The organism is Pseudomonas simiae, assembly GCF_000934565.1.
Lineage (GTDB): Bacteria > Pseudomonadota > Gammaproteobacteria > Pseudomonadales > Pseudomonadaceae > Aquipseudomonas > Aquipseudomonas simiae.
Genome location: NZ_CP010896.1, coordinates 453,096 through 466,476, shown reverse-complemented (window position 1 = coordinate 466,476; position 13,381 = coordinate 453,096). Strand labels below are relative to the sequence as shown.

The 13,381-nt window shown below is 62.4% G+C and carries 12 protein-coding genes; 11 read left to right on the top strand and 1 reads right to left on the bottom strand.

The window, feature by feature from the left end; all coding sequences use genetic code 11:
- Nucleotides 1-29: 29 nt before the first annotated feature.
- Genes PF1751_RS02070 through PF1751_RS02025 form a run of 10 tightly spaced genes read left to right on the top strand, consistent with a single transcriptional unit; the run spans nt 30 to nt 9,536 of the window.
- Nucleotides 30-692 (top strand): outer membrane lipoprotein carrier protein LolA, encoded by a 663-nt coding sequence (locus PF1751_RS02070; RefSeq protein WP_042571362.1) that lies wholly within the window; start codon nt 30-32, stop codon nt 690-692.
- Nucleotides 682-2,994: an MMPL family transporter gene (locus tag PF1751_RS02065; RefSeq protein ID WP_044286524.1), complete on the top strand. Its 2,313-nt coding sequence runs from the start codon at nt 682-684 to the stop codon at nt 2,992-2,994. Before PF1751_RS02070 ends, PF1751_RS02065 begins: the two co-directional genes overlap by 11 nt.
- A 33-nt stretch (nt 2,995-3,027) precedes the next feature.
- Nucleotides 3,028-4,275, top strand: coding sequence for an NAD(P)/FAD-dependent oxidoreductase (locus PF1751_RS02060; protein ID WP_226994537.1), 1,248 nt, complete (start codon nt 3,028-3,030; stop codon nt 4,273-4,275).
- Nucleotides 4,272-5,006 carry a class I SAM-dependent methyltransferase gene (locus PF1751_RS02055; protein WP_010213731.1) on the top strand — a complete coding sequence of 245 codons (735 nt, stop codon included), beginning with the start codon at nt 4,272-4,274 and terminating at the stop codon, nt 5,004-5,006. Before PF1751_RS02060 ends, PF1751_RS02055 begins: the two co-directional genes overlap by 4 nt.
- Entirely contained in the window at nt 5,003-5,485 is a 483-nt protein-coding gene (locus PF1751_RS02050) for a hypothetical protein (protein ID WP_021493276.1), read from the top strand. Before PF1751_RS02055 ends, PF1751_RS02050 begins: the two co-directional genes overlap by 4 nt.
- Complete coding sequence (locus PF1751_RS02045) at nt 5,482-6,648, top strand: beta-ketoacyl-[acyl-carrier-protein] synthase family protein (protein WP_042571358.1); 1,167 nt, start codon at nt 5,482-5,484, stop codon at nt 6,646-6,648. Before PF1751_RS02050 ends, PF1751_RS02045 begins: the two co-directional genes overlap by 4 nt.
- Complete coding sequence (locus PF1751_RS02040; RefSeq protein WP_010213738.1) at nt 6,645-7,106, top strand: hotdog family protein; 462 nt, start codon at nt 6,645-6,647, stop codon at nt 7,104-7,106. The genes PF1751_RS02045 and PF1751_RS02040 overlap by 4 nt, the downstream gene beginning before the upstream one ends.
- Nucleotides 7,103-7,831 (top strand): 3-ketoacyl-ACP reductase FabG2, encoded by a 729-nt coding sequence (locus PF1751_RS02035; RefSeq protein WP_044286521.1) that lies wholly within the window; start codon nt 7,103-7,105, stop codon nt 7,829-7,831. Before PF1751_RS02040 ends, PF1751_RS02035 begins: the two co-directional genes overlap by 4 nt.
- Nucleotides 7,831-9,057, top strand: coding sequence for a beta-ketoacyl-ACP synthase (locus PF1751_RS02030; RefSeq protein WP_010213741.1), 1,227 nt, complete (start codon nt 7,831-7,833; stop codon nt 9,055-9,057). Before PF1751_RS02035 ends, PF1751_RS02030 begins: the two co-directional genes overlap by 1 nt.
- Before the next feature lie 26 nt (nt 9,058-9,083).
- Nucleotides 9,084-9,536 (top strand): hypothetical protein, encoded by a 453-nt coding sequence (locus tag PF1751_RS02025; RefSeq protein WP_021493278.1) that lies wholly within the window; start codon nt 9,084-9,086, stop codon nt 9,534-9,536.
- A 1,500-nt stretch (nt 9,537-11,036) separates the two neighbouring features.
- Here PF1751_RS02025 and PF1751_RS02020 read toward each other — a convergent pair.
- On the bottom strand, nt 11,037-11,930 hold the full coding sequence (locus PF1751_RS02020; protein WP_010213746.1) for a LysR family transcriptional regulator: 894 nt from the start codon (nt 11,928-11,930) through the stop codon (nt 11,037-11,039).
- A gap of 183 nt (nt 11,931-12,113) precedes the next feature.
- Between PF1751_RS02020 and PF1751_RS02015 the strand changes: the two genes are divergently transcribed.
- The gene (locus PF1751_RS02015) at nt 12,114-13,328 is read left to right on the top strand and encodes an MFS transporter (protein WP_420820065.1); all 1,215 of its coding nucleotides are present in this window, start codon (nt 12,114-12,116) and stop codon (nt 13,326-13,328) included.
- Nucleotides 13,329-13,381: the final 53 nt, after the last annotated feature.

Sequence of the window (13,381 nt, the reverse complement as noted above, 5' to 3'; positions counted from 1 at the left end):
GGTCACATGTGGGAGGGGGCCTGCCCCCGATGGACGTCAACGATAACGCGATCCGCCTGACACTACGCGGCGCCCTCAGGCTCTTCGCGAGCAAGCCCGCTCCCACCTTGATCGCGTTAATCCTGCTATTGGGCATTCCAAGTCTGGCCCATGCCTTCGACTTGCAGCAGCTGAGCGACCAACTTGCAAAACCCTCAGTGATCCACGGCAGCTTCACCCAGGAAAAACACCTGCGCGCCCTGCCCCAACCCTTGGTCAGCAAAGGCACCTTCGTCCTTGCCAAGGACCACGGCCTGCTGTGGCTGCTGAAAACCCCGCTGCAACAGGACTACCGCATCAGCCCCCAGGGCATTGCCCGCCGCGACGCCAATGGCTGGCAACTGCTGCCGAACAAGAGCGCCGGCGCCGAGCAGAACCGCCTGTTCCTCGCCGTGCTCCAGGGCGACAGCAGCGGCTTGCAGCGTGACTTCGAATTGCAGCTGCAAGGCGAGGCCAAACAGTGGAAGCTCACGTTGATCCCGCGCTCACTGTTACTCAAGCAAGTCTTCACCCAGATCAACATCGACGGTGGTGACTTGGTGCAAACCATCGAACTGCTGGAAACCCAAGGCGACAGCACCGTGCTGCGTATGCAGGACAGTACCGCCAGCCAGCCATTGAGCGACGCGGAGCAACACGACTTTGCCCAGTGAACGCCTGCTGCCGCGCCTGTTCCTGATCCTGCTGGTCGCGGTGCTGGCCCTGGCCGGCTGGCAGTGGCGCCATGGCGCGCCGTTGTCCGCCAACCTGATGGAGCTGGTACCGGGCAACACGCCGGACGCCCTGGAGCAGCAAGCGGAACAGCGTATGCAGGAGCCGCTGAACCGCGAGCTGCTGGTATTGGTAGGCCATGCCGACCGCCAGCAAGCCGTGGCCGTCGCGCAGCAATTGGGCGAACACTGGCAGGCCAGCGGGTTGTTTGAAAAAGTTCAGTGGAACCTGCAAGCCGATTTGCCGGCGCTGCGCGAGCAATTGCTGCGCGGTCGCCTGGCGATGCTCTCGGCCAAGGACCGCGAGCAACTGATCGAGCACCCCGACGCGTTTATCCAGGAGCGCGTGCAAGCCCTCTTCGACCCCTTTACGGGCTTCAGTTTGGTGCCAAGCCAGGATGACTGGCTGGGCCTCACCGGGCGTATCCAGAACAGCCAGCCGCAACAGGGTTCGGTGCAGTTGGATATCGGCAGCGGCGCACTGATCGCCGATGCCGACGGCAAGAGCTGGGTGCTGCTGCGTGCGCGCACCACCGGCAATGCCTTCGACATGAAACTGCCGCTGCAGGTGGCGGATCTGCTTCAGGCCAGTCGCACCCAAGCCAGCGCACACGGTGCGCAACTACTGGCAGCCAGCGGCTTGCTGTACGCCGCCAATGGTCAGCAGCAAGCCACGCGGGAAATCACCTGGGTCGGCGGCGGCGCTACCGTCGGCATCCTGTTGTTACTGTTGCTCGCATTCCGCCGCTGGCGCGTGTTGCTGGCCTTTGTGCCGGTGCTGGTGGGCATGCTGTTTGGCGCGGTGGCCTGTGTAGCGCTGTTCGGGCATATGCATGTGATGACCTTGGTGCTCGGTTCCAGCCTGATCGGCGTAGCGGTGGATTACCCGCTGCACTACCTGTCGAAAAGCTGGAGCATGCGCCCATGGCGCAGCTGGCCGGCGTTGCGCCTGACCTTGCCCGGCCTGAGCCTGAGCCTGGCGACCAGTTGCATCGGTTACCTGGCGCTGGCCTGGACGCCATTCCCGGCGTTGACGCAAATCGCGGTGTTCTCCGCTGCCGGCCTGGTCGGCGCCTACCTGTCCGCCGTGTGCCTGTTGCCGGCGCTGCTCAAAGGCGTCGAGTTGCGCCCGGCGCAGTGGCCGCTGCGCATCGCTGAATGCCTGTGGCGGGTGCGCGAATCGCTGCTCAAGCGCGTACCGAGCCCCGTACTGCTGGCGCTGGTGCTGCTGTTTTGCGCCGGTGGGCTGTGGCACCTCAACAGCAAAAACGATATCCGCCAATGGATCGGCGCGCCGCCGCAATTGCTGGAAGAAGCACAGGCCGTCGCGCGGATTACCGGGTTCCAGCCCACCAGCCAGTTTTTCCTGGTGCGGGCGCAGGATGAGCGGCAGTTGCTGGAGCGCCAAAGCGCACTGGCGCAGCGCCTGGATCAATTGGTGAACATGGATAAGCTCAAGGGCTATCTGGCGCTCAATCAACTGGTCAGCCTGCCCGCCGAGCAGCAACAACTGCGTGATGCCTTGAACACACTGGCGCAACACTGGCAGCCATTGCTGGCCCTTGGCGTACCGGCCAGCGCTCTGCAAGCCGAGGTGACGCAACTGCAAGCGTTGCCTACGCAAACTATCGAGGCCGCACTGGTAGGCCCATTGGCCGAGCCTTGGCGCACCTTGTGGCTGGGCCCGGTGGACGGCGGCGTGGCGGCGATGGTCAGCCTGCAAGGCCTGAACAACCCGGCGCTGCTGCGGGTGCAAGCGGTGGATTTACCCGGCGTGCAACTGGTGGACCGCCTGGGTGACTTGAACCGGGTGTTCGCCGACACACAGATCAGCGCGGCAGAACTGAAGTTGATGTCCTGCGTGTTGATCGTACTGTTGCTGATCCTGCCGTTCGGCTTCGGCGGTGCCTTGCGCATCGTCGCGCTGCCGCTGCTTGCTGCGCTGTGCAGCCTGGCCAGCCTCGGTTGGCTGGGCCAGCCGCTGACGCTGTTCAGCCTGTTTGGCCTGCTGTTGGTCACGGCGATCAGCGTCGACTACGCGATCCTGATGCGCGAGCAGATTGGCGGCCCTGCGGTCAGTCTATTGGGAACATTGCTGGCGGCGCTGACAACCTGGTTGTCGTTTGGTCTGCTGGCCGTATCCAGTACACCGGCAGTGAGTAATTTCGGCTTATCGGTCAGCCTGGGACTGGCATTCAGCTTTATGCTGGCACCCTGGGCCGGGCAACAGAAACACGCCTTATGAATGTGATTATCGCCAATGTGGCAAGGAGCCCTCGTGCCCATAGTTGAAATGGAACGTCGCCAGGTGGTGGTGATCGGTGCCGGTCCGTCCGGGGCCATCGCCGCCGCGCTGTTAAAGCGCAAAGGGCATGATGTATTGATCATCGAGCGCCAGCATTTCCCGCGGTTCTCGATCGGCGAAAGCCTGCTGTCCCACTGCATCGACTTCATCGAAGAAGCGGGCATGCTCGAAGCGGTACAGGCCGCAGGGTTTCAGGTGAAAACGGGTGCAGCGTTCGCCTGGGGCGAGCGCTACAGCGCCTTTGATTTCAGTGACACCTTCAGCAACGGCAAGCCCACCACCTTCCAGGTGCAGCGCGGCGAGTTCGACAAGCTGCTGGCCGATCAAGCCGCGCTGCAAGGCGTGGAGATTCGCTACGGCGAGACCCTCGTCGGCGTGGACTTCAAGGGCGAATCCCGTTACCTGCATGTACGCCGTGAGAACGGTAGCGAGTACCACCTCAAGGCCAAGTTCGTGCTCGATGCCAGCGGCTATGGCCGCGTGCTGCCGCGTTTGCTGGACCTGGATCTGCCGTCCGACTTTCCTGTGCGCCAGGCCGTGTTCACCCACGTCGAAGACCGCATCGAACATCCTGGCTTCGACCGTAACAAGATTCTGGTAACCACACATCCGACCCAGCGTGACATCTGGTTCTGGACCATCCCGTTCAGCAACGGCCGCTGCTCGGTGGGCGTGGTCGCGGCCAAGGAACATTTCGACGGCCGCGATGGTGACCTCGATGCCTGCCTGCGCGGCTTTATCGAAGAAACCCCAAGCCTGTCCGGCGTGCTGCAAAACGCCGTGTGGGATACGCCCGCGCGCACCATCGGCGGCTACGCGGCCAACGTCAAAACCCTGCACGGGCCGGGCTTTGCATTGCTGGGCAATGCGGCGGAATTCCTCGACCCGGTGTTTTCCTCCGGGGTGACCATCGCCATGCGCTCGGCGAGCATGGCCGCTGGCGTACTGCATCGTCAGCTCAAAGGCGAAACCGTGGACTGGGAGGGCGAATTTGCAGCGCCGTTGAAACGTGGCGTGGACACCTTCCGCTGCTACGTCGAGGGTTGGTACGCCGGGACCTTCCAGGATGTGATCTTCCATCCGGACAGTTCGCCGGACATTCGCCGGATGATCTGTTCGATCCTCGCCGGTTACGCGTGGGATGAGCGCAACCCGTTTGTGAGCGAGCCCAAGCGCCGGTTGCGGATGTTATCGGAGATTTGTGCGAGTGAGCCGGTATGAGCAGTCAGTACCTGAGTAAAAACTACGTCGAAGAGACCAAGTTCGGCTTTTGGTTCCTGCGCAGCCACACCTGGCAGCACCATGTGCTGCGCGTGGCGATCAACGACCTGCGTAGCCTGTTTACCGACTCCTTGCCAGAAGCGCCTGTACTGCTGGACGCCGGTTGTGGCCAGGGCAAATCGTTCCAGTACTTGCAGCAGGTGTTCGCCCCCGCGCGCCTGATCGGCCTGGATGCCGACCCGCACAGCCTGGAACTGAGCCGTGAAGAAGCCAAGCGCCAAGGCTTGGCCATCGAGCTGATCGGCAGCGACTGCGCCACCTTGCAAGTGCCGGACGAAAGCGTCGATATCCTGTTCTGCCACCAGACCTTCCACCACCTGGTGGAACAGCACCGCGCACTCAAGGAGTTCTACCGCGTGCTCAAGCCGGGTGGTTATCTGCTGTTTGCCGAATCCACCGAAGCCTATATCGACACCTGGGTGATCCGCTGGCTGTTCCGCCACCCGATGCATGTGCAGAAAAGCGCCGAAGAGTACCTGGAGATGATCCGCGAGCAGGGTTTTGAATTCGGCCCGCAACACGTCTCGTATCCATACCTGTGGTGGAGCCGTTCCCGCGATTTCGGCCTGCTGGAACGCTGGGGCCTGCGCAAGGCGCCGCCGGTAGGCCAGCGTGAGGAAACGTTGGTCAACTGTGTGGCACGCAAACCTCTGGCGAGCGCTGCCCCATGATGCGCACGTGGTTGATCGCCTGCCTGTTGCTGCTGAGCGCCTGCGCCAGCCAACCGCCGCTGCCCGAGAAAACCCCAACCCTGGCCTTGCCGGTGCAGCTGCATGTGCAGCGCCTGGCCGACGGCCAGAGCCAGGACTGGCTGCTGGTGATCCAGCGCGAAGGCGGCGGCATTCGGTGGTCGATGATGGACCCGCTGGGCATCCCCCAGGCCCGCCAAAAACTGATCGATGGCAAATGGCAGGCCGATGGCTTGCTGCCGCCCAACCCCCAGGCGCGTGAGCTGTTTGCCGCGTTGCTGTTTGCCTTGACCTCGGCGGATGACGTGCGCGCGCTCTACCCCAGCGCCCAGGCCATGGACCTGACACGCACCCTGCCGGGGCATTGGCAGATTGTGTATCAATCGTCCGAGGTCTTCAGCGTGAACATCACCGGTCAGCCCTTGAGCTACCGCATCACGCCGCTCGGAGCCGCCCGATGAGCGCCTACCTCAACGCGCTGGGCGTGATCTGCGCCCTTGGCCGTGGCCAGGATGAAGTCAGCCGTAACCTGTTTGCCGGTGACTGCAGCGGGATGCGCGCCGAAAGCGGCTGGGTGCCGGAGCGCGTATTGCCGGTGGCCGGTGTACACGGCGAGCTGGCAACCATCCCCGCCGAGCTGGGCCAGCAAAGCAGCCGCAATAACCAGTTGCTACTGGAAGCCGCGTTGCAGATCGAGGGCGCGATCCGCCAGGCGATCCACACCTACGGCGCTTCGCGGGTCGGCATTGTGCTCGGCACCAGCACCTCGGGCATCGACGAGGCCAGTCGTGGCATCGCCCACTTCCTGCGGGAACAGCAATTCCCCGGCGACTACGACTACCAGCAACAGGAACTCAGCGCACCGGCGAATTTCCTCGCCGACTGGCTGCAACTGAGCGGCCCGGCTTATGTGATTTCCACCGCCTGCACCTCCAGCGCCCGCGCCTTGATGAGTGCCCAGCGCTTGCTGGACCTGGGCGTGTGCGATGCGGTGATCTGCGGCGGCGTCGACAGCCTGTGCAAGCTGACCCTCAACGGTTTCAGCTCATTGGACGCGGTGTCGAACGAACGCTGCAATCCGTTCTCGGTGAACCGCAACGGCATCAACATCGGCGAAGCGGCCGTGCTGTTTCTGATGAGCAAGGAGCGCGCGCCCATCGCCCTGCTGGGCAGCGGCGCCAGTTGCGATGCACACCATATCTCGGCGCCCGAGCCCACCGGCAAAGGCGCATTGCAGTCGATGCGCAAGGCCTTGGCCAGCGCCCAGTTGCAGCCCGAGCAGATTGGTTACCTGAACCTTCACGGCACGGCGACCCAACATAACGACGCCATGGAAAGCCTGGCCGTCGCCAGCCTGTTCCCGGACGGCGTGGCCTGTTCGTCGACCAAACCCATGAGCGGCCACACCCTGGGCGCAGCCGGGGCGCTGGAAGCTGCGTTCTGCTGGTTGAGCCTGGCTCACAACCGCGTCCCTCCCCATGTGTGGGACGGCCAGGCCGACCCGGCACTGCCCGCTTTACAATGGGCGCAAGCTGCAGAACCCCTGGGAAAGCGCTGCCTGATGAGCAATTCGTTTGCCTTCGGCGGTAACAATGTCAGCCTGATAATCGGAGAGGCCCCATGATCGATTGGCCACTCGCCGAACTGCTGCCCCACGCGGGCGACATGATCCTGATCGACCAGGTGCTGTCGTTCGATGAAGAGCAGATCCACACCCGCATGACCGTCAAACCCGGCGGTCTGTTCAACCGCCCGGACGGCAGCCTGCCGGCCTGGGTCGGCATCGAGTTGATGGCGCAAAGCGTCGCCGCCTACGCCGGTTGCCGCGCGCGTCAGAAAGGCGAAGCCGTGGAGCTGGGCTTCCTGCTCGGCACACGTAAATTCGAGTGCAACGTGGATTGCTTCCCGACAGGCGCTGAGCTGGCGATCCACGGCCTGCGCTCCCTGGAAGACGACAACGGCATGGGTGTGTTCGAATGCCACCTGACCGGTGATGGAATCCAGGCCAGCGCCCGTTTGAATGTATTTCGACCGCCCCAGGCGGCTAACTATTTAGATGAATCGAAGGACGTAACGCCATGACTGAATCCGTACTGGTCACCGGCTCCAGCCGTGGCATCGGCCGCGCTATCGCCCTGCGCCTGGCCCAGGCCGGGCATGACATCGTGCTGCATTGCCGCAGTGGTCGTGCGGAAGCCGATGCAGTGCTGGCCGAGGTTGAAGCCCTGGGCAGCAAGGCGCGGGTGCTGCAGTTCGATGTGGCGGACCGTGCTGTGTGCAAAGCCATCCTGGAAGCCGATGTCGAGCAACATGGCGCCTATTACGGCGTGGTGCTCAACGCCGGACTGACCCGTGACGGCGCCTTCCCGGCCTTGTCGGAAGACGACTGGGACGTGGTGATGCGCACCAACCTCGACGGTTTCTACAACGTGCTGCACCCGGTGATGATGCCGATGATTCGTCGTCGCGCGGCCGGGCGTATCGTCTGCATCACCTCGGTTTCCGGTCTGATCGGCAACCGCGGCCAGGTCAATTACAGCGCCTCCAAAGCCGGCTTGATCGGTGCGGCCAAGGCCCTGGCCATCGAGCTGGGCAAACGCAAGATCACCGTCAACTGCGTCGCCCCCGGCTTGATCGACACCGCCATGCTGGATGAGAACGTGCCGGTGGAAGAACTGATGAAGATGATCCCGGCGCAGCGCATGGGTACGCCGGAAGAAGTGGCCGGCGCGGTGAATTTCCTGATGTCGGCCGAGGCAGGCTACATCACGCGCCAGGTCCTGGCCGTGAATGGAGGCCTGTGCTGATGAAGCGCGTTGTCGTCACCGGCATGGCCGGCATGACCTCCCTGGGCAGCGATTGGGACACCATCGCCGCCAACTTCCGCGCCAACCGCAGCGGCATTCGGCGCATGGACGAGTGGGACCGCTTTACCGAATTGAACACGCGCCTGGCCGGGCCGATCGACGATTTTGTCGTGCCCGCTCACTGGACACGCAAGCAACTGCGCAGCATGGGCCGGGTGTCACGCCTGGCGGTGTGGGCGGCGGAACAGGCGTTGCAGGACGCCGGCTTGCTCGGCGACGAGTCGATCAAGGACGGGCGCATGGGTGTGGCCTGCGGCTCGTCCACCGGCAGCACCGACGAGATCAAGGCGTTCGGCAACATGCTGCTGAACTCGGTGGCCGAGGGGCTGAATGCCAACTCCTATGTGCGCATGATGCCGCACACCACGGCGGCGAATATCAGCATCTTTTTTGGCCTGACCGGGCGGCTGATCCCCACCTCCAGCGCCTGCACCAGCGGCAGCCAGGGCATCGGCTATGCCTATGAAGCGATCAAGTTCGGCCGCTTGCCATTGATGCTCGCCGGCGGCGCGGAAGAGCTGTGCCCCACCGAAGCCATGGTGTTCGACGCGCTCTACGCCACCAGCCTGAAAAATGATGCGCCGCAGACCAGCCCGCGCCCCTACGACAGCGGCCGCGACGGGCTGGTGATCGGCGAAGGCGGCGGCATGCTGGTGCTCGAAGAACTGGAACATGCGTTGGCCCGTGGTGCGCATATCCACGCCGAACTGGTGGGCTTCGGCAGCAACGCCGATGGCCAGCACACTACCCGCCCGGAACAGAAAACCATGCGTCGTGCGATGGAACTGGCCCTGGAAGATGCCGGGCTTGAGCCTTCCGCGATCGGCTACGTAAACGGTCACGGCACAGCGACCGACCAGGGCGATATCGCCGAGACGTTGGCCACCAGCAGTCTGTTCGGCAGTCGCATGCCCATCAGCTCGCAGAAGAGTTTCCTCGGCCACACCTTGGGTGCATGCGGCGCGCTGGAGTCATGGTTCAGCATCGAGATGATGAACCGCGACCAGTACGTGCACACCTTCAACCTGGAGTCGGTAGACCCGCAATGCGGAGAGCTGGATTACCTGCAAGGTGAGTTCCGCGAGATGCACCACGACTACGTGATGAACAACAACTTTGCCTTTGGCGGCGTCAATACGTCGCTGATCTTCCGCCGCTGGTCCTGACTTTTTAATCGATTGGAGAATACGGAATGTCTTCCTTGCTGCGCGTCACCCTGATCACCCTGACCCTGCTGGTCACCGCCGGCTGCACCAGCAAGCCGATCCTCAACACCCAGCACGACCTGCCGGCCAACGCCCAGGTCAGCGAAGAAAAAATGAAAGCGGTGATCGTCAACGCCCTGCAAAAACGTGAATGGACGGTTCAACGCCTGAGCCCACAACTGGTGCAGGCCGAGATCACGGTGCGCAACCAGTATTACGCGGCCATCGACATTCGCTACACCCGCAACAGCTACGCGATCACCTACCGTGACAGCCGCGACCTCGGCTACAAGGACGGCAAGATCCATCGCAACTACAACCGTTGGGTGAACAACCTGGACAGCGACATCATGGCGGGGTTGCGCAGCAATGGCGTGAGTGGTGAGGCAGGGTCGGCGGCGCAGTTGTTTGAGCAGACGGGCAGTACCAAGCAGAACTGAGGTTGTCGCGCCCTCAGAAACGACAAAGGGCGCCTTTCGGGAACTCGGGCATATGCCTGAAGCAACCACAGATGGAAAACTGCGACGATCAAAGGTGGGAGCTGTCGAGCTTTAGCGAGGCTGCGATGCAGGCGCTGCGGTCTTGCAGATACGGCGCGGTGATCCTTTCGCAGCCTCGCTGAAGCTCGACAGCTCCCACCTCGATCTGCTTCGCGTTGAAGTACGCGTTCCTACTGAGCGGATTTACGCGTGCCGCAGCCATCGGCGTCTCACAAGCCACTTTCGGGAGCTCGGGCATATGCCTGAAGCAACCACAGTTGGAAAATTGCGACGATCAAAGGTGGGAGCTGTCGAGCTTTAGCGAGGCCGCGATGCGGGCGCTGCGGTCTTGCAGATACGGCGCGGTGATCCTTTCGCAGCCTCGCTGAAGCTCGACAGCTCCCACATCGATCTGCTTCGCGTTGAAGTTCGCGTGCTTACTGAGCGGATTTACGCGTTAACAACTCCACAAACGCCGCAGCCATCGGCGTCTCACAAGCCCCTTTCGGGAACTCGGGCATATGCCTGAAGCAACCACAGTTGGAAAACTGCGACGATCAAAGGTGGGAGCTGTCGAGCTTTAGCGAGGCTGCGATGCAGGCTCTGCGGTCTTGCAGACACGGCGCGGTGATCCTTTCGCAGCCTCGCTGAAGCTCGACAGCTCCCACCTCGATCTGCTTCGCGTTGAAGTACGCGTTCCTACTGAGCGGATTTACGCGTGCCGCAGCCATCGGCGTCTCACAAGCCCCTTTCGGGAACTCGGGCATATGCCTGACGCAACCACAGTTGGAAAATTGCGACGATCAAAGGTGGGAGCTGTCGAGCTTTAGCGAGGCTGCGATGCAGGCGCTGCGGTCTTGCAGATAAGGCGCGGTGATCCTTTCGCAGCCTCGCTGAAGCTCGACAGCTCCCACATCGATCTGCTTCGCGTTGAAGTTCGCGTGCTTACTGAGCGGATTTACGCGTTAACAACTCCACAAACGCCGCAGCCATCGGCGTCTCACAAGCCCCTTGCGGGAACTCGGGCATATGCCTGAAGCAACCACAGTTGGAAAATTGCGACGATCAAAGGTGGGAGCTGTCGAGCTTTAGCGAGGCTGCGATGCAGGCGCTGCGGTCTTGCAGATACGGCGCGGTGATCCTTTCGCAGCCTCGCTGAAGCTCGACAGCTCCCACCTCGGTCTGCTTCGCGTTGAAGTTCGCGTTCTTACTGAGCGGATTTACGCGTCAACAACTCCACAAACGCCGCAGCCATCGGCGTCTCACAAGCCCCTTTCGGGAACTCGGGCATATGCCTGACGCAACCACAGTTGGAAAACTGCGACGATCAAAGGTGGGAGCTGTCGAGCTTTAGCGAGGCTGCGATGCAGGCGCTGCGGTCTTGCAGATACGGCGCTTTCGCAGCCTCGCTGAAGCTCGACAGCTCCCACCTCGATCTGCTTCGCGTTGAAGTACGCGTTCTTACTGAGCGGATTTACGCGTTAACAACTCCACAAACGCCGCAGCCATCGGCGTCTGCGCGCCTTTTCGCTGCACCAGCCATACCGACGTCACCGCCTCCGGGTCCAGCAAGGTGCGATACACCACTCCGTCAATCCGTATGCGCTGGTAAGACGCGGGCAGCACCGACACGCCCAACCCCGCCGCGACCAGACCGATGATGGTCATCGCCTCCCCCGCTTCCTGGGCAAAATGCGGGCTGAAACCGGCGTCTCGGCACAGGCTGAGCAACTGCGCGTAGAGTCCACTGCCGTAGCTGCGCGGGAAAAACACGAATGGTTCTTCCGCCAACTGCGCCAGGTGCAGGCCACGCTCACTGCCTGCTACCAACGGGTGGCCAGCGTTCATGACGGCCACCAGCGGTTCGCGCATCAACTCGACCACACTCAGTGAGTCCGGCAACGGCAGGGGGCGCATCAAGCCCACCTGAATCGACTCGTCCACCAGCGACTCGGCCACCTCGGTGCTGCTCATCTCTTGCAGATTGAGATGCACCGCCGGGAACGCCTGGCGAAATGCAAAGATCGCCTGGGGAATGCTGGAGTTAAACGGTGCCGATGACGTGAAGCCGATCTTCAATTCACCCAGCTCACCCAGCTGCGCCCGGCGCGCTACATCCGCCGCCTTGTCCACCTGCGCCAGCACCAACCGCGCCTCGTGCAGGAACAAACGCCCCGCCTCGCTCAGCTCGACCCGACGATTGGTACGCTCGAACAACCGCGCGCCCACCTCCTGCTCCAGCGCCTGTATCTGCTGGCTCAGCGGCGGCTGCGAGATGCCTAGCACCTGCGCAGCCCGGCCAAAGTGCAGTTCTTCGGCGACGGCAATGAAGTACCGCAAGTGACGCAATTCCATGCAAACCTCATTAGGTCGTAAAAGCTATCAAACAGGTCGAACAATATATTGGAAAGAATCATTAGCCAGCTATATTCTTTTTGCATGGCCGGTCCTGGCACGCTCTTCCTCCCCGAGGTCCCCGTGAATTCTGCTGTCGCTCCACTTGCTCAAGAAGTCCCGCCCACTGCCCTCGATGAGGTAGTGGCCCAGCTCAATGACGCGTACATCGAAAAAGGCACGCCGATGTTCATGCGCACGGTGCTGGCGCTGTTCTCCGGGGGGTTCGCCACCTTTGCCCTGCTGTATTGCGTGCAGCCGATGATGCCGGCGCTGTCCCACGAGTTTTCCATCAATGCCGCGCAGAGTAGTCTGATCCTGTCCGTGTCCACCGCGATGCTCGCGCTGGGCCTGCTGATTACCGGGCCGATTTCCGACACCCTGGGACGTAAACCGGTGATGGTCGCCGCGTTGTTCTGCGCGGCGTTCGCGACGATTGCCAGTGGTTTGATGCCGTCCTGGGAAGGGATTCTATTCATGCGCGCACTGGTGGGCCTGTCGCTGAGCGGCCTGGCCGCCGTGGCCATGACCTACCTGAGCGAAGAGATCCACCCGCAGCACATCGGCCTGGCCATGGGCCTGTACATTGGTGGCAACGCGATTGGCGGCATGAGCGGGCGCCTGATCATCGGCGTGTTGATCGACTTCGTCAGTTGGCACACCGCAATGTTGATCATCGGCGCCCTGGCGCTGATCGCCGCCACGGTGTTCTGGAAAATCCTCCCCGAATCGCGCAACTTCCGCGCCAGCAGTCTCAAGCCGCGTAGCCTGGTGGACGGCTTTGTCATGCACTTCAAGGATGCGGGCCTGCCGTGGCTGTTCCTCGAAGCCTTCCTGCTGATGGGCGCGTTCGTGACGATGTTCAATTACATCGGCTATCGCCTGCTGGCCGATCCCTACGACCTGAGCCAAGCCGTGGTCGGCCTGCTGTCGCTGGTGTACCTCTCGGGTATCTACAGTTCGGCGAAAATCGGCTCCCTGGCCGACCGCCTCGGTCGCCGCCGCGTGCTGTGGGCCACCATTGTGCTGATGCTCGCCGGCATGCTCCTGACCCTGTTCAGCCCACTGTGGCTGGTGGTGCCGGGCATGCTGATCTTTACCTTCGGCTTCTTCGGCGCCCACTCGGTGGCCAGCAGCTGGATCGGCCGCCGCGCGGTCAAGGCGAAGGGGCAGGCATCGTCGCTGTACCTGTTCTGCTACTACGTGGGGTCGAGTATTGCCGGAACGGCGGGCGGGTTCTTCTGGCACTTTGCCGGGTGGAACGGCATCGGCGCGTTTATCGTGGCGCTGTTGATGGGTGCGTTGCTGGTGGCGTTGAAGTTGGCGAAGTTGCCGCCGTTGGGGAATGTGAAGGCCTGATACGGTGCTGCTTTAAATGTGGGAGCGGGCTTGCTCGCGAATGCAGTGTATCA

Coding starts and splice junctions, on each gene's coding strand:
- PF1751_RS02070 (WP_042571362.1), top strand. CDS start 30: ATGGACGTCAACGATAACGCGATCCGCCTGACACTACGCGGCGCCCTC.
- PF1751_RS02055 (WP_010213731.1), top strand. CDS start 4,272: ATGAGCAGTCAGTACCTGAGTAAAAACTACGTCGAAGAGACCAAGTTC.
- PF1751_RS02050 (WP_021493276.1), top strand. CDS start 5,003: ATGATGCGCACGTGGTTGATCGCCTGCCTGTTGCTGCTGAGCGCCTGC.
- PF1751_RS02045 (WP_042571358.1), top strand. CDS start 5,482: ATGAGCGCCTACCTCAACGCGCTGGGCGTGATCTGCGCCCTTGGCCGT.
- PF1751_RS02040 (WP_010213738.1), top strand. CDS start 6,645: ATGATCGATTGGCCACTCGCCGAACTGCTGCCCCACGCGGGCGACATG.
- PF1751_RS02035 (WP_044286521.1), top strand. CDS start 7,103: ATGACTGAATCCGTACTGGTCACCGGCTCCAGCCGTGGCATCGGCCGC.
- PF1751_RS02030 (WP_010213741.1), top strand. CDS start 7,831: ATGAAGCGCGTTGTCGTCACCGGCATGGCCGGCATGACCTCCCTGGGC.
- PF1751_RS02025 (WP_021493278.1), top strand. CDS start 9,084: ATGTCTTCCTTGCTGCGCGTCACCCTGATCACCCTGACCCTGCTGGTC.
- PF1751_RS02020 (WP_010213746.1), bottom strand. CDS start 11,930: ATGGAATTGCGTCACTTGCGGTACTTCATTGCCGTCGCCGAAGAACTG.